Origin of the sequence: Tardiphaga sp. (genome assembly GCF_028290495.1) — a bacterium.
GTDB lineage: Bacteria > Pseudomonadota > Alphaproteobacteria > Rhizobiales > Xanthobacteraceae > Tardiphaga.
Map to the genome: position 1 here is coordinate 47,779 of NZ_JAQGJT010000041.1, position 24,493 is coordinate 72,271.

At 63.4% G+C, this 24,493-nt stretch carries 28 protein-coding genes and 2 tRNA genes; 24 read left to right on the forward strand and 6 right to left on the reverse strand.

The window, feature by feature from the left end; all coding sequences use genetic code 11:
- Positions 1 to 34: 34 nt before the first annotated feature.
- Positions 35 to 109: transfer RNA gene (locus tag JWQ24_RS07110), tRNA-Thr, on the reverse strand.
- 283 nt (positions 110 to 392) lie between these two features.
- Here JWQ24_RS07110 and JWQ24_RS07115 point away from each other — a divergent pair.
- From JWQ24_RS07115 to JWQ24_RS07190, 16 genes are all read left to right on the forward strand, one after another.
- Positions 393 to 599 carry a hypothetical protein gene (locus JWQ24_RS07115; protein ID WP_299806070.1) on the forward strand — a complete coding sequence of 69 codons (207 nt, stop codon included), beginning with the start codon at positions 393 to 395 and terminating at the stop codon, positions 597 to 599.
- A gap of 32 nt (positions 600 to 631) precedes the next feature.
- Positions 632 to 2,326 carry an FAD-dependent oxidoreductase gene (locus tag JWQ24_RS07120; RefSeq protein ID WP_299806072.1) on the forward strand — a complete coding sequence of 565 codons (1,695 nt, stop codon included), beginning with the start codon at positions 632 to 634 and terminating at the stop codon, positions 2,324 to 2,326.
- 98 nt (positions 2,327 to 2,424) lie between these two features.
- Positions 2,425 to 2,733, forward strand: a complete 309-nt coding sequence (locus JWQ24_RS07125; protein WP_299806074.1) for an EthD family reductase — start codon at positions 2,425 to 2,427, stop codon at positions 2,731 to 2,733.
- 25 nt (positions 2,734 to 2,758) lie between these two features.
- On the forward strand, positions 2,759 to 3,070 hold the full coding sequence (locus JWQ24_RS07130; protein ID WP_299806076.1) for a UBP-type zinc finger domain-containing protein: 312 nt from the start codon (positions 2,759 to 2,761) through the stop codon (positions 3,068 to 3,070).
- A gap of 185 nt (positions 3,071 to 3,255) precedes the next feature.
- Complete coding sequence (locus tag JWQ24_RS07135; protein WP_299806078.1) at positions 3,256 to 3,777, forward strand: hypothetical protein; 522 nt, start codon at positions 3,256 to 3,258, stop codon at positions 3,775 to 3,777.
- Positions 3,778 to 3,825: 48 nt separating this feature from the next.
- On the forward strand, positions 3,826 to 4,650 hold the full coding sequence (locus tag JWQ24_RS07140) for an alpha/beta hydrolase (RefSeq protein ID WP_299806080.1): 825 nt from the start codon (positions 3,826 to 3,828) through the stop codon (positions 4,648 to 4,650).
- Positions 4,650 to 5,318 carry an epimerase gene (locus tag JWQ24_RS07145; RefSeq protein WP_299806082.1) on the forward strand — a complete coding sequence of 223 codons (669 nt, stop codon included), beginning with the start codon at positions 4,650 to 4,652 and terminating at the stop codon, positions 5,316 to 5,318. Before JWQ24_RS07140 ends, JWQ24_RS07145 begins: the two co-directional genes overlap by 1 nt.
- A gap of 114 nt (positions 5,319 to 5,432) precedes the next feature.
- Positions 5,433 to 6,722 (forward strand): UDP-N-acetylglucosamine 1-carboxyvinyltransferase, encoded by a 1,290-nt coding sequence (gene murA, locus JWQ24_RS07150; RefSeq protein WP_299806084.1) that lies wholly within the window; start codon positions 5,433 to 5,435, stop codon positions 6,720 to 6,722.
- 33 nt (positions 6,723 to 6,755) lie between these two features.
- Positions 6,756 to 7,199, forward strand: coding sequence for a DUF2948 family protein (locus JWQ24_RS07155; RefSeq protein ID WP_299806086.1), 444 nt, complete (start codon positions 6,756 to 6,758; stop codon positions 7,197 to 7,199).
- A gap of 99 nt (positions 7,200 to 7,298) precedes the next feature.
- Positions 7,299 to 7,739: a DUF559 domain-containing protein gene (locus JWQ24_RS07160; RefSeq protein ID WP_299806088.1), complete on the forward strand. Its 441-nt coding sequence runs from the start codon at positions 7,299 to 7,301 to the stop codon at positions 7,737 to 7,739.
- Positions 7,740 to 7,805: 66 nt separating this feature from the next.
- On the forward strand, positions 7,806 to 9,101 hold the full coding sequence (hisD, locus tag JWQ24_RS07165) for a histidinol dehydrogenase (RefSeq protein ID WP_299806090.1): 1,296 nt from the start codon (positions 7,806 to 7,808) through the stop codon (positions 9,099 to 9,101).
- Positions 9,098 to 9,592: a UPF0262 family protein gene (locus tag JWQ24_RS07170; RefSeq protein ID WP_299806092.1), complete on the forward strand. Its 495-nt coding sequence runs from the start codon at positions 9,098 to 9,100 to the stop codon at positions 9,590 to 9,592. Before hisD ends, JWQ24_RS07170 begins: the two co-directional genes overlap by 4 nt.
- 89 nt (positions 9,593 to 9,681) lie before the next feature.
- Positions 9,682 to 10,149, forward strand: a complete 468-nt coding sequence (locus tag JWQ24_RS07175) for a low molecular weight phosphatase family protein (protein ID WP_299806094.1) — start codon at positions 9,682 to 9,684, stop codon at positions 10,147 to 10,149.
- A gap of 78 nt (positions 10,150 to 10,227) precedes the next feature.
- A complete protein-coding gene (locus JWQ24_RS07180) occupies positions 10,228 to 10,851 on the forward strand; it encodes a Maf-like protein (protein WP_299806096.1) in 624 nt (207 codons plus the stop codon).
- Positions 10,841 to 11,026, forward strand: a complete 186-nt coding sequence (yacG, locus tag JWQ24_RS07185) for a DNA gyrase inhibitor YacG (RefSeq protein ID WP_299806098.1) — start codon at positions 10,841 to 10,843, stop codon at positions 11,024 to 11,026. The genes JWQ24_RS07180 and yacG overlap by 11 nt, the downstream gene beginning before the upstream one ends.
- Positions 11,027 to 11,175: 149 nt before the next feature.
- Positions 11,176 to 11,251 (forward strand) — tRNA-Phe (locus JWQ24_RS07190).
- A 335-nt stretch (positions 11,252 to 11,586) separates the two neighbouring features.
- Here JWQ24_RS07190 and JWQ24_RS07195 read toward each other — a convergent pair.
- On the reverse strand, positions 11,587 to 12,762 hold the full coding sequence (locus JWQ24_RS07195; protein WP_299806100.1) for an ABC transporter substrate-binding protein: 1,176 nt from the start codon (positions 12,760 to 12,762) through the stop codon (positions 11,587 to 11,589).
- Positions 12,763 to 13,023: 261 nt separating this feature from the next.
- On the opposite strand from JWQ24_RS07195, the gene badH reads away from it, so the two are divergent.
- The 4 genes from badH to badI are packed head-to-tail and all read left to right on the forward strand — an operon-like array spanning position 13,024 to position 17,429.
- Positions 13,024 to 13,791, forward strand: coding sequence for a 2-hydroxycyclohexanecarboxyl-CoA dehydrogenase (badH, locus tag JWQ24_RS07200; protein ID WP_299806102.1), 768 nt, complete (start codon positions 13,024 to 13,026; stop codon positions 13,789 to 13,791).
- A 2-nt stretch (positions 13,792 to 13,793) separates the two neighbouring features.
- Complete coding sequence (locus JWQ24_RS07205; RefSeq protein ID WP_299806104.1) at positions 13,794 to 14,945, forward strand: acyl-CoA dehydrogenase family protein; 1,152 nt, start codon at positions 13,794 to 13,796, stop codon at positions 14,943 to 14,945.
- 27 nt (positions 14,946 to 14,972) lie between these two features.
- Positions 14,973 to 16,619, forward strand: coding sequence for a cyclohexanecarboxylate-CoA ligase (aliA, locus tag JWQ24_RS07210; RefSeq protein ID WP_299806106.1), 1,647 nt, complete (start codon positions 14,973 to 14,975; stop codon positions 16,617 to 16,619).
- Positions 16,620 to 16,622: 3 nt separating this feature from the next.
- Positions 16,623 to 17,429 (forward strand): 2-ketocyclohexanecarboxyl-CoA hydrolase, encoded by an 807-nt coding sequence (gene badI / locus JWQ24_RS07215; protein ID WP_299806108.1) that lies wholly within the window; start codon positions 16,623 to 16,625, stop codon positions 17,427 to 17,429.
- A 94-nt stretch (positions 17,430 to 17,523) separates the two neighbouring features.
- Here the strand turns inward: badI and JWQ24_RS07220 are convergent, their stop codons facing one another.
- On the reverse strand, positions 17,524 to 18,030 hold the full coding sequence (locus JWQ24_RS07220) for a MarR family transcriptional regulator (RefSeq protein WP_299806110.1): 507 nt from the start codon (positions 18,028 to 18,030) through the stop codon (positions 17,524 to 17,526).
- 92 nt (positions 18,031 to 18,122) lie between these two features.
- Here JWQ24_RS07220 and JWQ24_RS07225 point away from each other — a divergent pair, with 92 nt between their 5' ends.
- The 4 genes from JWQ24_RS07225 to JWQ24_RS07240 all read left to right on the forward strand — a co-directional run bounded on the left by JWQ24_RS07225 (position 18,123) and on the right by JWQ24_RS07240 (position 21,730).
- Positions 18,123 to 18,905, forward strand: coding sequence for an enoyl-CoA hydratase/isomerase family protein (locus JWQ24_RS07225; RefSeq protein ID WP_299806112.1), 783 nt, complete (start codon positions 18,123 to 18,125; stop codon positions 18,903 to 18,905).
- 151 nt (positions 18,906 to 19,056) lie between these two features.
- On the forward strand, positions 19,057 to 20,001 hold the full coding sequence (locus tag JWQ24_RS07230; protein ID WP_299806114.1) for an ABC transporter substrate-binding protein: 945 nt from the start codon (positions 19,057 to 19,059) through the stop codon (positions 19,999 to 20,001).
- Positions 20,002 to 20,174: 173 nt separating this feature from the next.
- On the forward strand, positions 20,175 to 20,948 hold the full coding sequence (locus JWQ24_RS07235) for an ABC transporter permease (protein WP_299806116.1): 774 nt from the start codon (positions 20,175 to 20,177) through the stop codon (positions 20,946 to 20,948).
- A complete protein-coding gene (locus tag JWQ24_RS07240) occupies positions 20,945 to 21,730 on the forward strand; it encodes an ABC transporter ATP-binding protein (protein ID WP_299806117.1) in 786 nt (261 codons plus the stop codon). Before JWQ24_RS07235 ends, JWQ24_RS07240 begins: the two co-directional genes overlap by 4 nt.
- 10 nt (positions 21,731 to 21,740) lie before the next feature.
- Here JWQ24_RS07240 and JWQ24_RS07245 read toward each other — a convergent pair whose 3' ends face one another.
- From JWQ24_RS07245 to JWQ24_RS07255, 3 genes are all read right to left on the reverse strand, one after another.
- Positions 21,741 to 23,342 (reverse strand): ATP-binding protein, encoded by a 1,602-nt coding sequence (locus JWQ24_RS07245; protein ID WP_299806118.1) that lies wholly within the window; start codon positions 23,340 to 23,342, stop codon positions 21,741 to 21,743.
- Between the two features lie 75 nt (positions 23,343 to 23,417).
- Entirely contained in the window at positions 23,418 to 23,852 is a 435-nt protein-coding gene (locus JWQ24_RS07250) for a response regulator (protein WP_299806119.1), read from the reverse strand.
- Between the two features lie 114 nt (positions 23,853 to 23,966).
- Positions 23,967 to 24,446, reverse strand: a complete 480-nt coding sequence (locus JWQ24_RS07255) for a PaaI family thioesterase (protein WP_299806120.1) — start codon at positions 24,444 to 24,446, stop codon at positions 23,967 to 23,969.
- Positions 24,447 to 24,493 lie beyond the last annotated feature (47 nt).

Here is a 24,493-nt window from a genome sequence, read left to right on the forward strand (position 1 = left end):
TTTCAGTAAGGTGTTGATCTACCAGCAGGAATGATGGTGCTGCCACACAGGGTCGAACTGTGGACCTCTCCATTACCAATGGAGTGCTCTACCACTGAGCTACGGCAGCGTGCTGGGGACAGGAATCAACCCCGAAGGGCCCGTCAAGCGGGGGGACCTTTGCCACATGGTTTCAGCCTGCGCAAGCGCGTCGAGGGCTGTCTGTCCATCAATATGCATGAATTATTCCGGCAGGGCCGTTTGGCGCCGGATTCTGGCCGGATAAGGCGCCCTTGCGGCGGGGCGGCGGCGTTGCGTCGCTGCGGCGCGTCCCTATCTTGGGGCGCAGGCGGTATTGCTGCGGCGAGCAGCCTGTTCCCGACAGGGGGAACTGAGCAACATTCGGGACCACCATGACAGACGAGCCGGGCGAGCGCCGCAACGAACATGATCTGGCCCGGCGGAACCGGCTGGCCAAGGCGCTGCGCGACAATCTGAAACGCCGAAAATCACAGTCCCGCGGTCGGGCCGACGCGCCGGCTGAGGTTGCTGCGGGGCCGGATGCCGGCGTCGCACCGGCCGATTGTTCAAGACCGGCCGTAGTGGATGGCGATTTATAGCGGCGATTCATGCCGCAACATGGCGAGGTGAGATGTCTTCAGAATCTGTGATCCCCGTCCTGCCCAGGCATCCCCCGGCGCTGCCGCGCCACGACCAGACATTTCCCGAACTGACCGGTGCCGAAATCGAGCGTATCCGCCGATTCGGCGAGGTCCGGCATTTCCAGGACGGCGAGCTGCTGTTCGAGACCGGCAAGCCCGGTCCCGGCATGTTCGTGGTGCTGGCGGGCCATGTCGCCATCACCCAGCGCGACGGCCTCGGCCACATCACCCCGGTGGCCGATCAGGGCGCCGGGCAGTTCATCGCCGAGATCGGCCAGTTGTCCGGCCGCATGGCGCTGGTCGATGCCTATGCCGAGGGCGCCGTCGAGACGCTGCTGATCCAGCCGGAGCGGCTGCGCGCCCTGCTGGTGGCCGAGGCCGACCTCGGCGAGCGCATCATGCGCGCGATGATCCTGCGCCGGGTCAACCTGATCCAGGGCGGCGTCGGCGGGCCGGTGCTGATCGGCGCCGGGAATACTGCCGACGTCGTCCGGCTGCAGGGCTTCCTCACCCGCAACGGCTATCCGCATCATTTGCTCGATCCGGCTTCCGACAAGGACGCCGCCGATCTGGTCGCGCGCACTGCGCCGTCATTGCAGGACCTGCCGCTGGTGGTGGTCGCCGACGGCACCGTGCTGCGCAATCCCTCGGTGCCCGAGCTGGCCCGCGCGATGGGCATGATCGGCCATATCGAGAAGGGCAAGCTGTACGACGTCGCCATCATCGGCGCCGGCCCGGCCGGCCTCTCCACCGCGGTGTATGCGGCGTCCGAAGGGCTGACGGTGGCGGTGTGCGATTTGCGGGCGTTCGGCGGCCAGGCCGGCGCCAGCGCGCGGATCGAGAACTATCTGGGTTTTCCGACCGGCATCTCCGGCATCGCGCTGACCGCACGGGCCTTCAACCAGGCGCAGAAATTCGGCGCCGATATTATGATCCCGGTCGCCGTTCAGTCGCTCGACTGCAAACGGACCGACGGCGCGTTTGCGCTGGCGCTGGACGGGGGCGACACGCTGCATGCCCGCGCCGTCGTGGTGGCGTCAGGCGCGCGCTATCGTCGCCCGGAAATCGAACGGCTCGCCGATTACGAAGGCCGCGGCGTCTGGTACTGGGCCTCGCCGATCGAAGCGCGCCTGTGCAAGGCGCAGGAAGTGATCCTCGTCGGTGGCGGCAATTCGGCGGGGCAGGCCGCGGTGTATCTCGCCTCGCAGGCCAGCAAGGTCCACATGGTGATCCGCGGCGGCGGGCTTGGCTCCAGCATGTCGCGCTACCTGATCGAGCGCATCGAGGCGACGCCCAATATCGAACTGGTGTTCAACACCGAGGTGGTAAGTCTGGCGGGCACCGGCGATTCCGGGCTCGATCGCGTGGAGTTGCGCAGCCGGCTGTCGGGCGAACGCTCGACCATGGATATCCGCAACCTCTTTCTGTTCGTCGGCGCCGATCCGGCCACCGGCTGGCTGGAGGATTGCGGCATGGCGCTGGACCGCGGCGGCTTCGTGATCACCGGGACGCCGTCCGGCGAGCGCAGCGTACCGGCGCTGGAGACCTCGGTGCCCGGCGTGTTCGCGGTCGGCGACGTTCGCTCCGGCTCGGTCAAGCGGGTGGGCGGCGCGATCGGCGAAGGCGCGCAGGTGGTGGCTGCATTGCACGGATTTCTCGGAGACATCGCCAAGCCCGGGCTTTAGCCGTTTGTTTTGACACTTTATCTTGACGCGAGCGGTATCCCCTTCGTTCGAAAACGCATTAGGATGGGCGTGCTACCAAAAAACACAGGGAGGATTTTATGGCTGAACTCGTCGTCGTTTATAAGACCCCGACTGATCCTGCGGCCTTCGACAGATACTACACCGCGACTCATATCCCGCTCGCGAAGAAAATGCCCGGCCTGCGCAACTATCAAGTGAGCAAAGGCGACGTCGCCGGTCCCGGCGGTCCGACCGGCGCGCATCTGGTGGCGATGCTGACCTTTGACAGCGTGGCCGCGATCCAGGCCGCCTTCGCCAGTCCGGAAGGGCAGGCCGCGGTGGGCGATCTGCCGAATTTCGCCAGCGGCGGCGCCGATGTCATGTTCTTCGAAACAAGCATTGTGTGATCCGGCCTCATAAAGGTTGAACAGTATGACTGCCATACGCTGCACGCATATTTCGGGAATTCGCGATGTCACGCCGAGCGCGCTCGGCTGCGAGGAATGTCTGAAGAGCGGCAGCGTGTGGCTTCATCTGCGGATCTGCCGCACCTGCGGCCATGTCGGCTGCTGCGACGACTCGCCAAACCGCCACGCCACCAAGCATTTTCACGCGACACGGCATCCGGTCATCGAAGGCTACGATCCGCCGGAAGGCTGGGGCTGGTGCTATCTCGACGAGGTGATGTTCGATCTCTCCGACCGCAAGACGCCGCATAACGGCCCAATCCCGCGCTACTACTGAACCGCTGGTATCCGAACACAGAATCGTATTTTGACAAAGTTCCGTTTGTCATGCGCAATGTGGTGATTATCGGCTTCGGTGAAGTTGCGTTCGGCAAGCGGCATGTCTTGAAGTGATGCGTCTTCAGGTCGGGCGTCTTGGCGGACAGAAAATCTTCTCGCGGGGCCCGGCATCGGGAGAGCGTCATGATCTTCGGAATGAGCCTTGCGACGTTTACGCTACTTCATGTCGTGATCAGCCTGGTCGGCATCGTCGCCGGCCTGATCGCGATGGCGGGAATGCTGGTATCGAAGCCGCTGCCGGGCTGGACCGCGCTGTTTCTGGCGACGACGATCCTGACCAGCGTCACCGGGTTCTTCTTTCCGGTTGAAAAATTGCTGCCGTCACACGTCATCGGCATTCTCTCGCTGGTGTTGCTGGCGATCGCCTGCGTGGCGCTGTATGGCCGGAAACTCGCGGGCTCGTGGCGTTGGATCTACGTCGTGACTGCGATGGCCTCTCTGTATTTCAATGTGTTCGTTCTGGTGATCCAGAGCTTCCTGAAGGTGCCGGCCTTGCACGCGCTGGCGCCGAGCGTGCCACCCAGCGAGCCGCCCTTCGCCATCGTTCAGGGCATCGTGCTGGTGTTCTTCATCGTCGTGGGCGTTCTCGCATTGAGAAAGTTTCATCCGGCACCGATGGCCTCGACGGGCTACGCGACCCGTTGATATCGCGCCGATCTGTCTTCCACGACCGAACTGAGCGAGAGACCCTTCATGCCAACGATCACAGTCAAGGACGGCACCGAAATCTATTACAAGGACTGGGGCACCGGGCAGCCCATCGTGTTCAGCCACGGCTGGCCGCTGTCGGCGGATGACTGGGATCCGCAGATGATGTTCTTCCTCTCCAAGGGCTATCGCGTCATCGCCCATGACCGCCGCGGTCACGGCCGCTCCAGCCAGACCGGCGACGGCCATGACATGGACCACTACGCTGACGATCTCGCCGCCTTGACCGCGCATCTCGACCTGAAGAACGCGATCCATGTCGGCCACTCCACCGGCGGCGGCGAAGTCGCGCATTATCTCGGGCGTCACGGCGAAAGCCGCGTCGCCAAGGCCGCTTTGCTCTGCGCTGTGCCGCCGCTGATGGTGAAGACTGCCAGCAATCCCGGCGGCCTGCCGAAGGAGGTGTTCGACGGGCTGCAGGCGCAACTCGCCGCCAACCGCTCGAAATTCTATCGCGACCTGCCGGAGGGGCCGTTCTACGGTTTCAACCGGCCGGGCGTGAAAGCGCAGGAGGCCACCATCCAGAACTGGTGGCGGCAGGGCATGATGGGTGGCGCCAAGGCGCATTACGACGGCATCGTTGCGTTCTCGCAGACCGACTTCACCGAGGATCTCAAGAAGATCACCGTGCCGGTGCTGGTGATGCACAGCGAGGACGACCAGATCGTGCCCTACGCCGATTCCGGTCCGCTCTCTGCGAAACTGGTGAAGAACGGCACGTTGAAGACCTACAAGGACTATCCGCACGGCATGATCACCACGCACGCCGACGTGATCAATGCCGACCTGCTCGCTTTCATCAAATCCTGATGAAAGTCATTCTGTTCGGCGCCACCGGCATGGTCGGGCAGGGCGTGTTGCGCGAATGCCTGATGGACGCGGACGTCGAAGCCATCCTCGCGGTCGGGCGCAGCCCGACCGGCCGTCGCGATCCCAGGCTGCATGAGATCGTGCATGCCGACTTCTTCGATTGGTCGGCGGTCGAGCCTGAACTGACCGGCTATGACGCTTGCTTCTTCTGCCTCGGCGTCAGCTCCATCGGCATGACCGAAGATAAATACCGTCACCTGACCTACGATCTCACGATGGCTGCGGCGACGACGCTGGCGCGACTCAATCCCGGCATGACGTTCACTTACGTCACCGGCAAGGGCTGCGATTCCTCGGAGCGGGGCCGCGTGATGTGGGCGCGGATCAAGGGCAAGACCGAGAACGATCTGCTGAAATTACCGTTCAAGGCCGCCTACATGTTCCGCCCCGGCGCCATCCAGCCGCTGCACGGCGTCCGCTCCAAGACCGGCTGGGTGCAGGCGGTCTACTTCGTCACCGGCCCGCTATGGTCGCTGCTGCATCGCCTGGCGCCGGATTATGTCACCACCACCGAGCAAATCGGCCGCGCCATGCTCACGGTGGCCCGCGACGGTTATCCCAAACCGGTGCTGGAAATCGCCGATATCAACCGGATCCGAGCGAAATAGCGCCGGATCGGGCAAATCCGCCGGTTCCCATCGAAAAGCCGCAAACTTCTAAGCTTTTGCGTTAAAGAGCCCATCCGCCCTATATTGGAGGGCACACAATCAGCAGGAATCGGTATGGATCGCATTCGCATCGTCGGCGGCGCAAAACTCAATGGCACCATCCCGATTTCGGGCGCGAAGAACGCTGCCTTGCCGCTGATGATCGCCGCTTTGCTGACCGACGAAACGCTGATCCTCGACAACGTGCCGCGGCTGGCCGACGTCGCGCAGGTGCAGCGCATCCTCGGCAACCACGGCATCGACATCATGTCGGCGGGCAAGCGCCCCGGCGACCACGAATATCAGGGCCAGACCCTGCATATTTCGGCGGCCAACATCATCGACACCACCGCGCCCTACGAGCTGGTCTCGACCATGCGCGCGTCGTTCTGGGTGATCGCGCCGCTGTTGGCGCGGATGCACGAGGCGAAGGTCTCGCTGCCCGGCGGCTGCGCCATCGGAACCCGCCCGGTGGATCTGCTGATCATGGCGCTGGAGAAGCTCGGCGCCGAACTGACCATCGACGGCGGCTATGTGATCGCGAAAGCCCCCGGCGGCCTGAAAGGCGCCGAGATCGATTTCCCCAAGGTCACCGTGTCCGGCACCCATGTCGCGCTGATGGCAGCGACGCTCGCCAAGGGTACCACGATCATTACCAATGCGGCCTGCGAACCCGAGATCGTCGACGTCGCGGACTGCCTGAACAAGATGGGTGCCCGGATCACGGGGGCCGGCACGTCGCGTATCGTGATCGAGGGCGTGGCCAAGCTGCACGGCGCCCGCCACACCGTGCTGCCCGACCGTATCGAGACCGGTACCTATGCGATGGCGGTGGCGATGACCGGCGGCGATGTGCAGCTGTCCGGCGCGCGGCCGGAACTGCTGCAATCGGCGCTGGACGTGCTGACCGCGGCCGGCGCCACCATCACTCCCAACAATGACGGCATCCGCGTCACCCGCAACGGCGCCGGCATCCGGCCGGTCAACGTCTCGACGGCGCCGTTCCCGGGCTTCCCGACCGACCTGCAGGCGCAGCTGATGGCCCTGATGGCCTGCGCCAAGGGAACCTCGACGATCACCGAGACGATCTTCGAGAACCGCTTCATGCACGTCCAGGAACTGGCGCGGTTCGGCGCCCAGATTCATCTCGACGGCGAAACCGCGACCATCGACGGCATCGCCAAATTGCGCGGCGCGCCCGTGATGGCGACCGACCTGCGCGCTTCGGTGTCGCTGGTGATTGCCGGCCTCGTCGCCGAAGGCGAGACCATGGTCAATCGCATCTATCACCTCGACCGCGGCTTCGAGCGGCTTGAGGAAAAACTGTCCGCCTGCGGCGCCACCATCGAGCGCATCAGCGGCTAGGTTTCCCGCCATTCTCGAAGTTCCGGGGCTGTCATGACAGGTCAACGCAAGCTGATTGCTCTGGATGCCGACGATCTCGCGGTGCTGTCCGCCCATGTCCAGGACGCGGCCGTTCAGGTCGCGGATATCATCTGGCGGCAGAGCGAGAAGCGGTTGGTGATCGGCATGAACCGGCTCGATTGTGACCAGGCGATCTCCGGCGAGGCCGCGCCGCGCCGCCTGCTGGCCGCGCTGCGGTTTGACCGGGTGCTGGCCTGCAAATCCCGCGACATCGATCTGGAGGCTACCGACGCCGGCCTGGAACTACTCGGTATCGAGTTTTACCCGGCCCAGCCGCCCGGCGGCAGCATTGTGCTGATGTTCGCCAACGGCGGTGCGCTGCGGCTGGATGTCGAGTGCCTCGAAGTCGAACTGGCGGATCTCGGGCCGGATGACCTCGGCGCCAGCGAGGACGCAGCGACGGATTTGAACGCTTAGCCTGTTGTATTCACGCGGCGGCGCAGTTTGTTTTCCCTCCCCCGCGTCTTCCGCGTGGGGAGGGTGGCCGGCCGTCAGGCCGGTCGGGTGGGGGATAGCGTGGCAAACAAGAACGCGCGTGCACTCCGAAAAAACCTGACGCCGCAGGAGGCGATGCTGTGGGTAAAGCTGCGCGAGCTGAAGCCGCTCGGCTACCACTTCCGCCGGCAAGCGCCGATCCGCCACCTCATCGTCGACTTCGCGTCGTTTCGTGATGGCCTCGTGATCGAGGTCGACGGCGGGCAGCATGGTATGGCGCCGGGCGCCTGTCAGGATGCGGCGCGCGACGCCTTCTTGCGCGGCGAGGGCTTTCGCGTGCTGCGATTCTGGAATTCCGAAGTGAATGAGAACCTGGATGGAGTGATGCAGGAAATCTGGCGTGTGCTGCACGACCCCCACCCGACCGGCCTGTCGGCCGGCCACCCTCCCCACGCAAGTGCGGGGGAGGGATTCCCCGCCGCGATCGCGTCCCCATCGTTCGACGACTGCGACCGGGGTTGACGGCCCCCAGCCGCCGCGCCATTGAGCAGGGGGCTCTGGCCGGCAGGGCCCCCTCGGGACAATGCCATGCCAATTCGCCTTTCTTCGCGCAGCGACGATTTCACGTCCGCGTTCGACGCCTTCCTGAACACCAAGCGCGAAGTCGCCGCCAATATCGAGGTCGCCACCCGGGCGATCGTCGATGATGTTGCCGCGCGTGGCGATGCCGCTTTGCTCGAGGCCACCGCCAAGTTCGACCGGCTGACGCTGGAGGCCGCCGGCCTGCGCATCACCCCGGCCGAAGTCGAGGCCGCCCTTGCCGCCTGCGATCATGACACCGTCGACGCCCTGAAATTCGCCCGCGACCGCATCGAGGTGTTTCATCAGAGGCAATTGCCCAAGGACGACCGCTTTACCGACGCGCTCGGCGTCGAGCTGGGCTGGCGCTGGAGCGCCATCGATGCCGTCGGCCTCTATGTCCCCGGCGGCACCGCGGCCTATCCGTCCTCGGTGCTGATGAATGCCGTGCCGGCCCGCGTTGCCGGCGTCGGCCGTGTGGTGATGGTCGTGCCGTCGCCTGACGGCAAGCTCAATCCGCTGGTGCTGGCCGCCGCCCATCTCGGCGGCGTCACCGAGATCTACCGCGTCGGTGGCGCGCAGGCGGTGGCCGCTCTGGCCTACGGCACCGTGACCATTGCGCCGGTCGCCAAGATCGTCGGCCCCGGCAATGCCTATGTCGCCGCCGCCAAACGCCAGGTGTTCGGCAAGGTAGGCATCGACATGATCGCCGGCCCGTCCGAAGTGCTTGTCATCGCCGACCACACCGGCAACCCCGACTGGATCGCGGCCGACCTCCTGGCGCAGGCCGAGCATGATGCCAATGCGCAGTCGATCCTGATCACCGACAATGCGGCGCTGGCTGACGACGTCGCCCGTGCCGTCGAGGCCCAGCTCACCACGCTGCCTCGCGCCGACATCGCCCGGGCGTCGTGGGAGGCCTATGGCGCGATCATCCTGGTCGAGCGGCTGGACGAGGCCGTGCGGCTGGCCAACATCATCGCCGCCGAACATCTGGAGATCATCACCGCCGATCCCGAGGCGCTGTCGCTGGGCATCCGCAATGCCGGGGCGATCTTCCTGGGGGCGCACACCCCGGAGGCGATCGGTGATTATGTCGGCGGTTCCAACCACGTTTTGCCGACCGCGCGCTCGGCAAGGTTCTCTTCCGGGCTCGGGGTGCTTGACTTCATGAAGCGAACGTCGATCCTGAAATGCGGGCCGGACCAGCTAAGGGCGCTGGGACCGGCTGCGATGACGCTGGGCAAGGCCGAAGGCCTCGATGCCCACGCCCGTTCAGTTGGATTGCGCCTCAACCTGCGATGAAGACATCACCACCAGGGGACGACACCGAGAACCGCATCGTCGCGGTGACGCTCGATGAGGAATCGATCGGCCGTTCCGGGCCGGATATCGAGCACGAGCGTGCGATCGCGATCTACGATCTGGTGGAAAAGAACCTGTTCGCGCCGGGGGGCGCCGGGAAAGGTCCGTTCACGCTGCATATCGGAATCACCGGCAACCGGCTGATGTTCGACATCCGCCACGAGGATGCCAGCCAGGTCGTCGTCCACCTGCTGTCGCTGACGCCGTTCCGCCGCATCGTGAAGGACTACTTCATGATCTGCGACAGCTATTACCAGGCGATCCGCACCGCGACACCCGACAAGATCGAGGCCATCGACATGGGCCGCCGCGGCATCCATGACGAGGGCTCGCGCACGTTGATGGAGCGGCTGGACGGCAAGGTGCGGGTCGACTTCGAGACCGCGCGCCGGCTGTTTACGCTGATCTCCGTGCTGCACTGGAAGGGCTGAGCATGGCCCGGAAAAGTGGCATGCGGTATTCCCTGACAAACGACTTCGTTTGTCAAAAGGCCATGCTCGCTCACGAGAAAGCCTGACGCGTGGCGGAGCCCCCGCGTGTGCGCGCGCCGCAGGCCGTGCTGTTCGCCTGCGGCCAGAACAGCATCCGTTCGGTGATGGCCGCCAGTATGCTGCAGCAGATGTTCCCGCAGGCGATGTATGTGAAATCCGCCGGCGTCAAAAAGGGCGCACTCGATCCGTTCGTCGTCGCCGTGATGGCCGAGCTTGGCCAGGATGTGTCGAAGCACAAGCCGACCACCTTCGAGGAACTCGACGACTGGGAAGGCCTCAATTTCGATCTCATCATTACGCTGTCGCCGGAGGCGCACCACAAGGCGCTGGAGCTGACCCGCACCAATGCGGCCGACGTCGAATACTGGCCAACCCAGGACCCTTCGGGAACCGAAGGGAACCGTGAGCAGCGTCTGCAGGCCTATCGCGAGGTCTGCGACAGTCTGCTGTTGCGGATACGCAAGCGCTTTTCCAAAGGCGGCGCGGCCAGCGGGTAACCCAATCTCCGGCCTGCGGTTGTCGAAGCTCTGCCCTTCCGATAGGTTCCGCGCGCCCTTCCAGGATAGATCAACCGTATGCTCGGCCGTCCCAAATTCGTTCTCGCCTCCGGCTCGCCTCGCCGCCTCAGCCTGCTCAACCAGGCGGGCATCGAGCCCGATGCGCTGCGCCCCGCCGATGTCGACGAGACGCCGAAGCGCGGCGAGTTGCCGCGCAGCTGCGCCAACCGGCTGGCCCGCGCCAAGGCCGACGCGGCGCTGAAAGCCGTGCAACTCGACGACGACCTGCGCGGCTCGTTTATTCTCGCTGCCGATACCGTGGTCGCGGTCGGCCGCCGCATCCTGCCGAAGGCCGATCTGGCCGACGAGGCGTCGCAATGCCTGCGGCTGCTGTCCGGCCGCAACCACCGCGTCTACACCGCGGTCTGCATTGTGACGCCGAAGGAAACTTTTCGGCAGCGGCTGATCGAGACCCGCGTTCGGTTCAAGCGGCTGACCGACGAGGACATCCGCGCCTACATCGATTGCGGCGAATGGCGCGGCAAGGCCGGCGGCTATGCCGTGCAGGGCATCGCTGGGTCCTTCGTGGTGAAGATGGTCGGCTCCTACACCAACATCGTCGGCCTGCCGCTGTACGAGACGGTGTCGCTGCTGTCCGGCGAGGGCTTTCCGATTCGCGACGGCTGGCTCAATGCCAGCTGATTCCCTGAAAACGCCGGCGCGGCCGGCCAAACCATGCCCGATCTGCGCCAAACCCGCGGTCGAGGCGTCGAAGCCGTTCTGTTCGGAGCGCTGCCGCGACGTCGATTTGAATCGCTGGTTGTCGAATTCCTATTCGATTCCCGGAAAGCCCAACGACGACGAAGATGCTGATTAGCGATTCGCGGTCCAAGCGGGCCGGTAGTGCAGCTGTTAACCCTTGATCCAACGGCAAAATCGGCTTTTTCAGCAATCGTCATCGAGCGGGTGGACATGGCAGCCCAGCCTGCCTATAAACCGGCGCTCCCGGACGCGTTCCGGGACGATGCCCGGGTAGCTCAGTTGGTAGAGCATGCGACTGAAAATCGCAGTGTCGGTGGTTCGAACCCGCCCCCGGGCACCATCATTTTTCATCGCAGTGCTTTCCGTCATCCTTCCATCGCGTTGTCCCGACAGGGCAGGGCGGGCCGCAGCACATGCGACGTCATGACCCCAGCCGGCAAGGCAGCACCGGTTTATCCGGGCTGAATCCGTGCGCTCCCTGTCGCCGTCCGGGAGACTGCCGGGGGTGACAGCGTCCGCAGGCTCGATGTTTCGTAGCCCTCACCCGAATCGCTTCGCCATCCACCTCTCCCCGACGGGGTGAGATGGATGGCCATTGCCGTCCCGGGGCAGGTTTGATGAGTCGAGCTCTGTCGGAAGCTGCCGCGCTGGATCAGTCGCGCTCGTTCGCGCGGACTATAGAGCGCCCGGGCACGCGCCTTCGCTGAGAGGCCGGAACGCTTTGTCACCGGGGATGACGGAGATGACCTTGTAATAGTCATACGGCCTCGTGGACTCAGAGGGCTTTTTCACTTCGACCAGATACATGTCGTGAACGACCCGGCCGTCTTTCCGGACGGTTGTCTTGCCGAAAAGCGGATCGTCGAACGCGCCGTTTGCGCGCAGCGTCGAGACCACGGCGGCGCCATCCTTCGCACTGCCCGACTTGGCGACGGCATTGAGATAGGCCAGCGTGGCGGAATAGCTTCCCGCCTGGCTCATCGACGGCATCTTGCCGCCCATGCGCTTGGCGAAGCGCTCGCCGAACGCCCGCGTCTTGTCATTGAGGTCCCAGTAGAAGGCGGTGGTCAGTTGCAGGCCGTTGGACAGCTTCAGGCCGATGGCATGGATATCGTTGATGAAGACGATGAGGCCGACCAGCTTCTGTCCGCCGGCGATAAGCCCGAATTCGCCCGCGGTCCTGATGGCGTTGATCGTATCGGTCCCACCATTTGCCAGGCCGATGATCTGGGCTTTCGAACTCTGCGCCTGCAGGAGAAACGACGAGAAATCGGTGGCGCCGAGCGGATGCCGGACAGAGCCGAGAACCGTGCCGCCGTTGACCTTCACAACCTCGGAGGCCTCGCGCTCCATCGTCGTCCCGAAGGTGTAGTCCGCAGTCAGAAAGTACCAGCTCTTGCCGCCGCTTTTCACGACCGCCTCGGCGGTTCCGTGCGAGCTCGACCAGGTATCCCAGACCCAGTGAAGGGAATTCGGCGTGCACGCCTTGCCGGAGATGTCCGAGGTCCCCGCGGTCGTGGCGATCATCACCTTGTTCTTCTCTTTGGCGATACCGGCGACGGCCAGCGCGACGCCGCTGGTCGGAATGTCGATGATGAGGTCGACATTCTCGGTATCGAACCAGCGCCGGGCGATCGCAGCCCCGGTGTCCGGCTTGTTTTGCGGATCGGCAGAGACGACCTCAACCGAAACGGTCTTGTTCGCTGCGCGAAAATCCTCGACCGCCATGTTGACGGCTTCCAGCGAGCCCTGACCGGAGAAGTCCGCATAGGGGCCGGTCATGTCGCTCATGACGCCGATCTTGGCCGTGATCGGCTCTGCATTCGCGGCACCGGCGGCGGTCAGCATCATGGCACCGACCCATAGACTTCTCGCAATCGCGCTCGTCATGACTTCCCCCAGTTGTGTTTTTATCGCGATGGAACTCTCGCTCTAAACCCGATAGGCGAGCCTGAAATATATTGCAATACATTGATATAAAAACTCAAGGTTCGCCACCTCCCAGGGTTTTTGCGTCTAAAGCGCACTGTTGGATCAAATATAGATCAATGCATTGACATATTATGGTTGCTGGGACATACCCTCGCGACTAATCGGATACGGGAGAGCGCGATGCGAGGACTTCAATCGAAAATTGCGGTTGTCACCGGTGGTGGCGGCGGTATTGGCGGCGCCACGTGCCTCCGCTTTGCCGCCGAGGGTGCGGCGGTGGCGGTGTTCGACATCAATGCCGAGGCAGCCGAACGGACCGTCGCGGCCATTACGGCCAATGGAGGCAACGCCGCAGCCTTTGCCTGCGATATCGCCGATCAAGCCGGCGTGGTGAGCGCCGTTGCCCGTGTCAATGAAGCGCTCGGACCGATCGATATTCTGGTCAACAATGCCGGCTGGGATGTCTTCAAGCCGTTCCTCAAGACGACCCCGGACGAATGGCAGAAGCTGATCGCCATCAACCTGACCGGTGCGCTCAATATGCATCATGCGATTCTCCCGCAGATGGTCGAGCGACGCGGCGGCCGTGTCGTCAACATCGCATCCGACGCGGCCCGCGTGGGCTCGTCCGGTGAAGCGGTCTATGCGGCCTGCAAGGCTGGCCTTGTCGGCTTCACCAAGACGCTGGCGCGCGAACATGCGCGCGACGGCATTACGCTCAACGTCGTCTGCCCAGGTCCCACGGACACCGCGCTGCTCGGCGACTTCCTCAAGGCATCGAGCAATCCGGAAAAGCTGCAGGAAGCCTTCCGGCGTTCAATCCCGCTCGGCCGCATCGGCGCGCCGACCGACCTTCCGGGCGCGATCTGCTTCTTCGCGAGCGAGGATGCGGCCTTCATCACCGGCCAGGTCCTGAGCGTCTCCGGCGGCCTGACGATGGCGGGCTGACCATGAGCTTCGCATTCACGGACGATCAGCTCGCGTTCCAGGAAACGGCCCGGCGCTTCGCACGCGAGAAACTCGCGCCCGGTTACCAAAGTCGGGAGACCGAGGGCAAAATCAACCGCGCGCTGTTGCGGGAGATGGGCGAACTCGGGCTCATTGCGCCCGAGCTTCCGGAAGGACTCGGCGGGCTCGGCGCCAGCAGCGTCACCAGCGGGCTGATCGCGGAAGCGATCGGCTATGCCGACATCAACGTGGCCTATATCCAGATTCTCGGCTCGCTCAACGGCAAGATCATCGCGACGCACGCGTCAAAGCAGCTTGCCAGCCAGTGGTTACCCCGGCTCGTGGCGGGTGAGGTCATTGTGGCGATCGGCCTGACTGAACCGCGCGGCGGGTCGGATGCCGCCAATCTTGTCCTAAGTGCCCGCCGTGATGGCGACAGCTACATTCTGAATGGCGAGAAATCGTCCATCAGCATGGCGGATCAGGCCGATGCGGTGGTGCTGTTCGCGCGCACCGGGACGGTCGAAAGCGGTGCCCGCGGCGTCAGCGCATTCCTCGTCCCGATGAACACGCCGGGCGTCTCGACCCAGCGGTATAACGATCTCGGCAGCAAGGCGATCGGTCGAAGCTCGATCTTCTTCGACAACGTCGTCGTCCCCGCCGATAACCGGCTGGCGGACGAGGGCGCCGGCTTTGTTCAAGTCATGCAGGGCTTCGATTTCAGCCGCGCGCTGATCGGCTTGCAGGTGCTGGGATCGGCGCAAGCCTCGCTGGACGAAAGCTGGGCCTATATCCAGCAGCGCGAAGCGTTCGGCAGCAAGCTTTCAAAGAATCAGGGCGTGACCTTTCCTCTGGCGGAAGCGGAGACGCTGGTCGCCGCCGGGCGTCAGCTTTGTTTCCACACCCTGGCCCTCAAGGACGCGGACAAGCCGCACACCGCGGAAGCCGCGATGTGCAAATGGTTCGCTCCGAAGACCGCGGTGGATGTCATCCACCAGTGTTTACTGACGCATGGCCACTATGGCTGGTCGCTCGACCTGCCTCACCAGCAGCGACTGCGCGATGTCATGGGCCTGGAGATCGGCGACGGCACCGCGCAGATTATGAAGCTCGTCATCGCACGAGAAAAACTCAGAGGCGCAGCAAACAAATAACAGCGTCCTAGCCGGGAGGGGAATATCGTGGAATTTGACGCCATATTGATACCGCCACGCCGTGCCGCCATGATCGAACAACGTCTCTGGCACGATCAGACCATCAATGGCTATCTCGATGCGTGCGTCGCTTCCTGTCCGGACAAGGTCGCTCTGACAGCCGTGTCTTTGGAGAGCGGCACGGTCAGGCGCTTTACCTATAGCGAGATGGCGACCATGGCGGATCGCATCGCCGTCGGTCTGTCGCGCCTGGGCGTTGGTCGAAACGACGTTGTCTCGATGCAAATGCCCAACTGGTGGCAGTTCACGCTGACCTACCTCGCCTGCTCGCGCATCGGCGCCGTCCTCAATCCCCTGATGCATATTTTCCGCGAGCGTGAGCTCTCGTTCATGCTCCAGCACGGCGCGAGCAAGGTCGTCATCGTGCCCCGGAAGTTTCGTGGTTTCGACCACGAGGCCATGATCGACGGACTGCGGGCGAACCTTCCCGACCTTCAGCACGTTGTCGTGGTGGACGGCGCGGGTTCGAACAGTTTTGAAGAACTGCTGAGCGGACCGAAATGGGAGGAAGTCGCCGACGCCCAGGAAATCCTGACGCGTAACCGACCTGGCGCCGACGACGTCATGCAGCTGATCTATACGTCGGGGACGACGGGTGAGCCGAAGGGCGTCATGCACTCGGCCAACACCACGATGGCCAATATCATTCCCTACGCGCAGCGCCTGAACCTCGGCGCCGATGATGTCGTGCTGATGGCGTCGCCAATGGCTCATCAGACCGGCTTCATGTACGGGCTGATGATGCCGATCATGCTGCGCGGCAGTGTCGTGTTACAGGATATTTGGGATCCCAAAAAGGCGGTCGAGCTGATCCGCGCCGAGGGCGTGAGCTTCACGATGGCATCCACACCGTTCCTCACCGATCTGGCAAAGACCGTGGGCGAGAGCGGCCAGGGCGTTCCGTCGCTGCGCACCTTCCTGTGCGCGGGCGCTCCCATTCCCGGTCCTCTTGTGGAGAATGCGCGCAAGATGCTCGGTGCGAAGATCGTGTCCGCGTGGGGCATGACCGAGAATGGCGCGGTCACGCTGATCAAGATCGATGACGATGACGAGCGGGCTTTCAATACGTCGGGCTGCCCGTTGCCGGGATCTGAAATATGCGTTGTCGATGCGGATGGCCAACGGTTGCCTTCCAATACGGAAGGCAGATTGCTGGTCCGCTCCTGTTCGAATTTCGGCGGCTACCTGCGCAGACCTCATTTGAACGCCACCGATACCGACGGATGGTTCGACACCGGCGATCTGGCCGAAATTGACGATCGCGGCTACATCCGGATCACGGGCCGCTCCAAGGACGTGATCATTCGCGGTGGTGAGAACATTCCCGTCGTTGAGATCGAGACGCTTCTCTACAAGCACCCCGCGGTCTCGCAGGTCGCCATTGTATCCTACCCGGACGAACGGCTGGGCGAGCGCGGCTGCGCTGTCGTCGTCCCGAGGCCGGGGCAGACCCTCGATCTTGCCGCCGTGGCCGACTTCTTGAAGGCGGAGAAGGTCGCGCTGCAATACATCCCCGAGCGACTGGTGGTTCTGAGCGAAATGCCCGCCACGCCCTCCGGAAAGATTCAAAAATTCAAGCTGCGCGACATCGTCAAAGAATTCACCGCGAGCTGAACCATGCAGAAAGGCAACGACATGACCACTTACGAAGACATCACCTATGAGGAACGCCTGAAGGGCGTCGCCCGCATCACCATCAACCGGCCCGCCAGCTACAATGCGTTCCGCGGCAAGACGGTGGAAGAACTCATTCACGCGTTCCAGCGCGCGGGTTGGGACAAGTCGATCGGGGTGATCGTTTTGACCGGCGCCGGCGACAAGGCGTTCTGCACCGGCGGCGACCAGGGCGCGCATGACGGCCAGTATGACGGTCGCGGTACCATCGGCCTGCCCATCGATGAATTCCAGAGCGTCATTCGCGACATGCCGAAGCCGGTCATTGCCCGGGTGAACGGATTTGCGATCGGCGGCGGAAACGTTCTCGCCACGCTCTGCGATTTGACGATCGCCTCGGACCGCGCCCAGTTCGGTCAGGTCGGGCCCAAGGTCGGCTCGGTCGATCCCGGATTCGGAACGGCCTATCTCGCACGCGTCGTCGGCGAGAAGAAGGCGCGCGAGATGTGGTACCTGTGCCGGCGCTATACCGCGGCGCAGGCTGTCGAGATGGGCCTTGCGAATATCGCCGTTCCGCATGACGAGCTTGATGCCGAGGTCGATCGCTGGTGCGAGGAATTGATGGAGCGCAGCCCGACCGCGCTTGCGCTTGCCAAGCGATCGTTCAATGCCGACAGCGAATCCATCCGCGGCATCGCCAGCATGGGCATGCAGGCGCTCAGCCTTTATTACGACACCGAGGAATCGAAAGAGGGCGGCAACGCGTTTCGCGAGAAGCGCAAGCCGGACTTCCGCAAGTTCAACCGCTGACGCAAAAGCGTAGCTCGCTTTTTTGAAACGGGAACGCGCACTGTCTCACCTGAGCGAGGTGAACAGTGCGCGGCGCCTCATCGCTCCGACAGGGCTAGACCTTCGTCAGCGAGTTCTTGAGGCGATCGAGTAGGCGATAAAGAGCAACCTGGTCATCATGGCTGAACGTATCGAGTGCTGCGGAATAGAAAGCTCCAATCGGCTCCTGCATGCGCGCCCAGATCGTTTTGCCCTCGGGGCTCAGCCGGATTCGCCGGCTGCGGCCGTCGTCCTTGTCCTTGGCGCGCTCGACCCATCCGCGGCGTTCGAGCCTGTCCAGGACCGCGGTCAGGCTCTGGCGGCTGACATCGAGGAACTCGATCAGATCCTTGACCGTCATACCGCCCTCGCGGATCAGCGGCCGCGCAAGGGCTCCCAACACGGCCCATTGCTGGGTCGTTGCTCCGAACAGGTCGACATAACGCGTGCCCTGCTTGTGCATGAGGTTTGACGCCTGATAGAGGCGAAAAAACACCCTGTTGGCGACTTCAAATTCGACGTCGGATTTTTCAACCGGAAGACCCAATACCGCACCTCGTTCGATCAGCAATTCGCGGTTCATTATATCAAGGTGTTGATGGGATGGCGGGATATTCGGCTATCAACCCCGTGTTCCCCTCACGTTTTTCCAACTCCGCAGCAAAGGTATCCGAAATGACGAGCGCATCCGCAGCGGCCAGGTGCCTGACCTTGGAGTTCAGCGGTCCGATTGCGACGTTGACCCTCAAGCGCGACGCGATGAACACCATTGGCGACGATCTGTTGGGCGATCTGGCCTTGGCTCTGGAGGCCGTGTCGGCGCCGGACTGCGGAATCTCCGTGCTACGCATTCGCAGCGACCAGCGCGTTTTCTCGGCTGGCGCGGATCTGCGGCTGGTGGCCCGGCGCCTCGAAAGCCCGATGGGCGCGGACGAGATGAAGGCCACCGTGCAGCATTTCCACGAAGTCTATGACCGCCTGGCTGCATTGCCGATGGTGACGGTCGCGGAGATTGAGGGGCATGCGCTCGGTGGCGGACTCGAACTGGCGCTGGCGTGCGACATAAGGATCGCGTCCTTCAATGCCAAGCTGGGATTGCCCGAGGCCAAGGTGGGCCTGTTGCCCGGGGCAGGTGGCACGCAACGTTTGACGCGGTTGTGCGGCGAGGGCGTTGCCGCGCGGATGATCCTGACCGGCGACGTGATCGGCGGCCGTGAGGCCGAGCGACTGGGTCTCGTCCAGTGGGCCTTTGAAGCTGCGGAATTCGCCGTGTCGGCGGCAGAGATCGTATCGAGGGCGGCGAGCCTGTCTCCGGATGCACTCAGGATTGCCAAGAGATGCATTCGTCTTGCCGTCCAGGAACAGACACGTGGTTCGCAGGCCGAGATCGAGGGCATCCATACCTTGATGGGCACAGACGAAGCCAGGAAGCGGGTGCGGGCTTTTCTGGGCGCCTGACGGCCATCGATAACTATCCGTTGATGCCGCCGACGCCATTCTCAATGGCACCTCCGCCTCTGCGGGCAACTGTCCGGTCAATTGACTCTGGCAATCCGCCATGCTGCCATGCAATATCAATTTATCGTTATACGGCTGAGGAGACGGCGTCATGAAGTTGATCGGAATTCCCGCGGCAGCGATTCTCGCGGCCATCGTTGCGACGCCGGCGGCGGCGCAGACCAAGGTGACGATCGCGATCTCCGGCTGGACCGGCTTCGCGCCGCTGACGCTGGCCAAGGAAGCCGGCATCTTCGCCAAGAACGGCCTCGACGTCACCATCAAGAAAGTCCCGCAGGCCAGCCGCCACCTCGCCATCGCCTCCGGCGACGTGCAGTGCGCAGCCACCACGGTGGAGACCTGGGTGGCGTGGAACGCCAACGGTGTCGCCACCACGCAGCTGTTCCAGCTCGACAAGTCCTACGGCGCCGACGGCATGGTCGTGCGCTCTGGCACGGCTTCGATCAAGGACCTGAAGGGCAAGACCGTCGCAGCCTCCGCACCGGGCACCGCGCCGTATTTCACGCTGGCCTGGTTCCTGAAGAAGAACGGCCTGTCGGTGAAGGATGTCAGCGTCGTCAACATGGAGCCGGGTCCGGCAGCTCAGGCCTTTATCGCTGGCCAGAACGATGCCGCGATGACCTATGAGCCCTATCTCTCCGCGGTGCGCGAGAAGCCGGAAGCCGGCAAGATCATCGCCACCACGCTGGATTATCCGATGATCATGGACACCTTCGGCTGCACGCCGAAGTTCATCGCCGAAAACGAGACCGCGGTGAAGGCGCTGACCAAGAGCTATTTCGATGCCGTCGACATGATCAAGACCGACCAGGCCAAGTCCTACGAGATCATGGGCGCCGACGTGAAGCAGTCCGGCGAGAAGTTCGGTTCGTCCGCGCAGTATCTGCGCTGGCAGAACCAGGAGGAGAACAAGAAGTTCTTCGCCGGTGATTTCCAGAAATTCTCAAAGGAAGCCGCCGAGCTTCTGCTGGAAATCGGCGTGATCAAGGAAATTCCTGACCTCATCAAGATCGTCGATACGCGTTTTATCCAGTGAGTTGATGCGCCAGAGTGCCCATCTCGTCACACGTGATGTCATGGCCGGGCGAGCGCGAAGCAACGCTTCGCAAGATGTTCCGGCCATCCACGTCTTATCTGCAACAAAGCCGTGGATGCCCGGAACAAGTCCGGGCATGACGACTGAGTTGGCAACACCGTTTCAGGTCCGACATGAAACCGCTCGCCCCGATCTCGTCTTCCGCGCGCGCCGTGCTCGGCATTTCGTTCTTCATCCTGTTCGTCGCCGCGTGGTCCTACGCGACCTTCGGCGGCTTCGTCTCCAAGACCTTTCTCGCCAATCCGCTGACCATGCTCAGCGACGGTTGGTGGCTGCTGACCAAGCAGGGTTTCCTGTTCGACATAGGCATGACGATCTGGCGTGTGATCGGCGGCTTCGTGATCGCAGCGCTGGTCGCAGTCCCGCTCGGCATCCTGATGGGCGCCTACAAGCCGGTCGAGGCTTTCCTCGAACCCTTCGTGTCGTTCGGGCGCTATCTGCCGGCCTCGGCTTTCATCCCGTTGTTGATCCTGTGGGCCGGCATCGGCGAGTTGCAGAAGCTGCTGGTGATCTTCATCGGCTCGGTGTTCCAATTGATCCTGATGGTCGCTGTCACCGTCGGCAGCGTGCGCCGCGACCTGGTCGAGGCCTCATTGACGCTCGGCGCACGCGACGTGGGCGTGCTCAAGCGGGTGCTGATACCCTCCGCGGCGCCGGGCATCGCCGAAATCCTCCGCCTCGTGCTTGGCTGGGCGTGGACCTATGTCATCGTCGCCGAACTGATCGGCTCGTCCTCGGGCATTGGCCACATGATCATCGACAGCCAAGCGCTGCTCGCCACCGGCCAGATCATTTTCGGCATCATCGTCATCGGCATCATCGGCCTGATCTCGGATTATGCCTTCAAGGCGGCGAACCGCGCGATGTTCCCGTGGAGCATCCTGTGAGCAAGCTGGTCATCGAGAACGTCTCGCGCATCTTTCCTGCGGTTCGTGGCGGCACGCCGACACGGGCGCTGGAGCCCACCAACCTCGCGGTTGCGGACAACGACTTCGTCACCATTCTCGGCCCGTCCGGCTGCGGAAAGTCCACGCTGCTGCGCATGGTCGCAGGATTGGACACGCCGACCACCGGCCGCATCCTGCTCGACGGAAAAGCCATCACCGGCCCCGGCGCGGACCGCGGCATGGTGTTCCAGTCGTACACGTTGTTTCCCTGGCTGACGGTGTCGGAAAACATTTCCTTCGGCCTGCGCGAACGCGGCGTTTCGTTGCGCGAGCGCAACGCGATCGCCGCCGAATGGCTTGACAAGGTCGGCCTCACCAGCTTCGCCAATCATTTTCCGAAGCAGCTCTCCGGCGGCATGCAGCAGCGCACCGCGATTGCGCGCGCGCTCGCCAACAGCCCGAAGATCCTGTTGCTCGACGAGCCGTTCGGCGCGCTCGACAACCAGACCCGCGCTTTGATGCAGGAACTGCTGCTCGGCATCTGGGAGCGTGAGCGCAAGACGGTGATCTTCGTCACCCACGATATCGAGGAGGCGGTGTTCCTGGCCTCGCGCGTGGTGGTGATGTCAGCGCGTCCCGGCCGCATCAAGGTTGACGTCGCGGTCGACCTGCCGCATCCGCGCCACTACACGGTCAAGACCAGCCCGGAGTTCTCCGCGTTGAAAGCCCGATTGACCGAAGAGATCCGCGTCGAGGCCGTGCTGGCGGCGGAAGTGCACTAGCGCCGCCGCGCTACCTTTTGTTGTCCAGCATTTTCCGGACCTTGTACGCCAGCGTCGACTGCGCGATCGGCTTTTGCAGCAGCGATACGCCGGGGTCGAGCCGGCCCTGATGCACGATGGCGCTGCGGGAATAGCCGGTCATGAACAGCACCCTCAGACCGGGCTGGCGCTTCTCCATTTCGTCGGCCAGACGGCGACCGTTCATGCCGGGCATCACGATGTCGGTCAGCAGCAGATCGATTGGGGACGGATCGCGTTTGAAGTCGGACAGCGCGACATCGGCATTCGGCGCGCGGCGGACGCGGTAATTCAGGCCTTCCAGCGTCTCGACCAGATAGGCGCGCACTTCGGGATCGTCCTCCACCACCATGATGGTCTCGTGGCCGGAGCTGCCGACCACGGCGCGGTCGATCTCGTATGGCTCTTCCGACTCCTTGTGGCTGCGCGGCAGATACATCTTGATCGTGGTGCCTTCGCCGAGCTCGCTGTAGATCTTGACGTGTCCGCCGGATTGCTTGACGAAGCCGTAAACTTGGCTGAGGCCGAGCCCGGTGCCCTGGCCGGGCTCCTTGGTGGTGAAGAACGGATCGAAGGCGTGCTCCTGCACTTCCTTGGTCATGCCGGGCCCGGTGTCGGTCACCGCGATCTGGACGTATTGCCCCACGGTGACGTCGGAATGTTGTTGCACATAGGCCTCGTCGAGACAGGCGTTGCTGGTCTCGATCGTCAGCTTGCCCCGGCCGTCCATTGCGTCGCGGGCGTTGACGACGAGGTTCAGCACGGCGGCCTCCATCTGGCTTGGATCGGCCTCGATCGGCCACAGGGCGGCGTCACCGACGATTTTCAGTTGGATGTTTTCACTCAGCGTGCTCTGGAAAAATTCCGACATGCCCTGCAGCAACTGATCGACTGCGACCGGCTTGGGATCGAGCGGCTGGCGACGCGCAAAGGCGAGCAGCCGCTGTGTCAGTACCACCGCGCGCTGCGCGCCGCCGGCGGCGCTGGTGATGACGCGCTTCAGGCGGGCCTGTGAGGCATCGGTCCAGTCGTTGACGGCGTGTTCGGCGATTTCGAGATTTCCGATGATGATGGTCAGGAGGTTGTTGAAGTCGTGTGCGACACCGCCGGTGAGATGGCCGATCGCTTCCATCTTCTGGGTATGGCGCAGCATATCCTCGGCCTCGCGTCGATGGCGGCCTTCCTCGAGCAGCGCGATCCGCGTGTCGCGCAGCTGCGCGGGCGAGGGGATCGCCAGCAGCTTCGGCAGCAGAGGCCACAGGATCGCTGCAGTGACAACCGATGCGACCGCGGTGATCGCCTTGATGATGCCCTCGATGCCGTAGACCGGCACCCACAGCGTGATGATCGCCAGCACGTGGGTGAGACCGCACGCCATGATGAAGATCGCGAACGCCCAGAAGATCCAGCCGAATTCGACGTCGCGGCGCCGCATCACGAAGATCGTGAGCACGATCGGGATCGAGAAATACGCCAAAGCGATCAGCGCGTCGGAACCGACATGCAGCCAGATCAGCCCGGGCTCCCACAACAGGCAGATGCCATGCGGGGCGAACAGGGAGGTGTCCAGGAGGTTGGTGAAGAAGGCCCACATCGTCGTGCTCTGCTCGCTACCGGTGTCTGGCGGTCAGCGTGGACGGGCAACGATGGAGCGTCAAGCGACGCGCGGCTAAAGGTTGGCGCTGGTCAATTCGCTCAGCATGGCGAGGATTTGCTGAGAGCGGTAGGGCTTGGCGATGAAGCGCCCGCCCGCCGGCAGATCACCGTCGCGCATCTGGAAATGGCCGGAGGTCGCCACGATCCGGATCGGCGGCCAGCGGTTGGCAACGGCATGAGCCAGCTTGAGACCGTTCATCGAGCCGGGCATGTCGATGTCCGTGAAAACGATGGCGATATCGATGCGACCTTCAAGTACCACAATCGCCTCGTCGGCGTTTCGCGCCTCGATCACCTCGAAGCCGGCTTCCTCGATCATCTCGGCGGCGTGCATGCGCAGCAACGTGTCGTCCTCAACGACCAGCACGACCGTTCGCGGCGTTTCCGCATCGCCGGAATTCTCCTGATTTGAGGTGCTAGTGGCTATACGTCGTGTCAATGAGGTCATGATGCGAAAGCCCTGGCTCGAAATCCGTGCGGGCGGCGAGCACCTGCGGGCAACATTCAGGTGGCGCACACAAGCTAAAGGCGTTGCTGCGGCATTCGTTCCAAAACCCGTGTCTTAATCGCCATTTGAGGATGCCACGGTGTCGCTGCCTCGGCCGGCAGGTCCGGAATCTGTACTGTGGCGCATTGTCTTGAACACGCCGTGCGCGGTGGCGACGATACGGTCGCCGACCCGGACCTCGGTGCTCATGAAGATCAGGCTGCGGGTGGTACGTAACGCCTTCGGCCGCGAGATCATCAGCTCACCGATCCGCGCAGCATCGACGAAGTAGGTATCCATCTGCACAGTGGCCAGCGCATCGGCGCCGGAGACGGCCCGTGCCGTCATCCCGCAACTGCGGTCGGCCAGCGTCATCAGCACGCCGCCCTGCACCACGCCGCGGCGGTTGCGGTGCTTGTCCTGGCCGACGATCGCGAATTCGTGGTCGGTTCCATGAAGGCGGTGCCAGACCGGCCCGACCAGATGGATGAAGCCGTCGTCGTCCATGATGGACCAGCCGGCTTTGGTGAGCTCGGCGTCTGCCGCGTCGGTCATGCCATGTCCTTGGGGGGCGTCGTGGATGGGGGCTTGTTCTACAAAAG

Coding starts and splice junctions, on each gene's coding strand:
- JWQ24_RS07225 (WP_299806112.1), top strand. CDS start 18,123: ATGACGAGCGCATCCGCAGCGGCCAGGTGCCTGACCTTGGAGTTCAGC.
- JWQ24_RS07155 (WP_299806086.1), top strand. CDS start 6,756: ATGACAGGTCAACGCAAGCTGATTGCTCTGGATGCCGACGATCTCGCG.
- JWQ24_RS07255 (WP_299806120.1), bottom strand. CDS start 24,446: ATGACCGACGCGGCAGACGCCGAGCTCACCAAAGCCGGCTGGTCCATC.
- JWQ24_RS07250 (WP_299806119.1), bottom strand. CDS start 23,852: ATGACCTCATTGACACGACGTATAGCCACTAGCACCTCAAATCAGGAG.
- JWQ24_RS07115 (WP_299806070.1), top strand. CDS start 393: ATGACAGACGAGCCGGGCGAGCGCCGCAACGAACATGATCTGGCCCGG.
- JWQ24_RS07140 (WP_299806080.1), top strand. CDS start 3,826: ATGCCAACGATCACAGTCAAGGACGGCACCGAAATCTATTACAAGGAC.
- JWQ24_RS07230 (WP_299806114.1), top strand. CDS start 19,057: ATGAAGTTGATCGGAATTCCCGCGGCAGCGATTCTCGCGGCCATCGTT.
- badI (WP_299806108.1), top strand. CDS start 16,623: ATGCAGAAAGGCAACGACATGACCACTTACGAAGACATCACCTATGAG.
- JWQ24_RS07195 (WP_299806100.1), bottom strand. CDS start 12,762: ATGATGCTGACCGCCGCCGGTGCCGCGAATGCAGAGCCGATCACGGCC.
- JWQ24_RS07135 (WP_299806078.1), top strand. CDS start 3,256: ATGATCTTCGGAATGAGCCTTGCGACGTTTACGCTACTTCATGTCGTG.
- JWQ24_RS07170 (WP_299806092.1), top strand. CDS start 9,098: ATGAAGACATCACCACCAGGGGACGACACCGAGAACCGCATCGTCGCG.
- JWQ24_RS07130 (WP_299806076.1), top strand. CDS start 2,759: ATGACTGCCATACGCTGCACGCATATTTCGGGAATTCGCGATGTCACG.
- JWQ24_RS07120 (WP_299806072.1), top strand. CDS start 632: ATGTCTTCAGAATCTGTGATCCCCGTCCTGCCCAGGCATCCCCCGGCG.
- JWQ24_RS07220 (WP_299806110.1), bottom strand. CDS start 18,030: ATGAACCGCGAATTGCTGATCGAACGAGGTGCGGTATTGGGTCTTCCG.
- JWQ24_RS07235 (WP_299806116.1), top strand. CDS start 20,175: ATGAAACCGCTCGCCCCGATCTCGTCTTCCGCGCGCGCCGTGCTCGGC.
- yacG (WP_299806098.1), top strand. CDS start 10,841: ATGCCAGCTGATTCCCTGAAAACGCCGGCGCGGCCGGCCAAACCATGC.
- JWQ24_RS07180 (WP_299806096.1), top strand. CDS start 10,228: ATGCTCGGCCGTCCCAAATTCGTTCTCGCCTCCGGCTCGCCTCGCCGC.
- JWQ24_RS07245 (WP_299806118.1), bottom strand. CDS start 23,342: ATGTGGGCCTTCTTCACCAACCTCCTGGACACCTCCCTGTTCGCCCCG.
- JWQ24_RS07145 (WP_299806082.1), top strand. CDS start 4,650: ATGAAAGTCATTCTGTTCGGCGCCACCGGCATGGTCGGGCAGGGCGTG.
- JWQ24_RS07125 (WP_299806074.1), top strand. CDS start 2,425: ATGGCTGAACTCGTCGTCGTTTATAAGACCCCGACTGATCCTGCGGCC.
- JWQ24_RS07205 (WP_299806104.1), top strand. CDS start 13,794: ATGAGCTTCGCATTCACGGACGATCAGCTCGCGTTCCAGGAAACGGCC.
- hisD (WP_299806090.1), top strand. CDS start 7,806: ATGCCAATTCGCCTTTCTTCGCGCAGCGACGATTTCACGTCCGCGTTC.
- murA (WP_299806084.1), top strand. CDS start 5,433: ATGGATCGCATTCGCATCGTCGGCGGCGCAAAACTCAATGGCACCATC.
- badH (WP_299806102.1), top strand. CDS start 13,024: ATGCGAGGACTTCAATCGAAAATTGCGGTTGTCACCGGTGGTGGCGGC.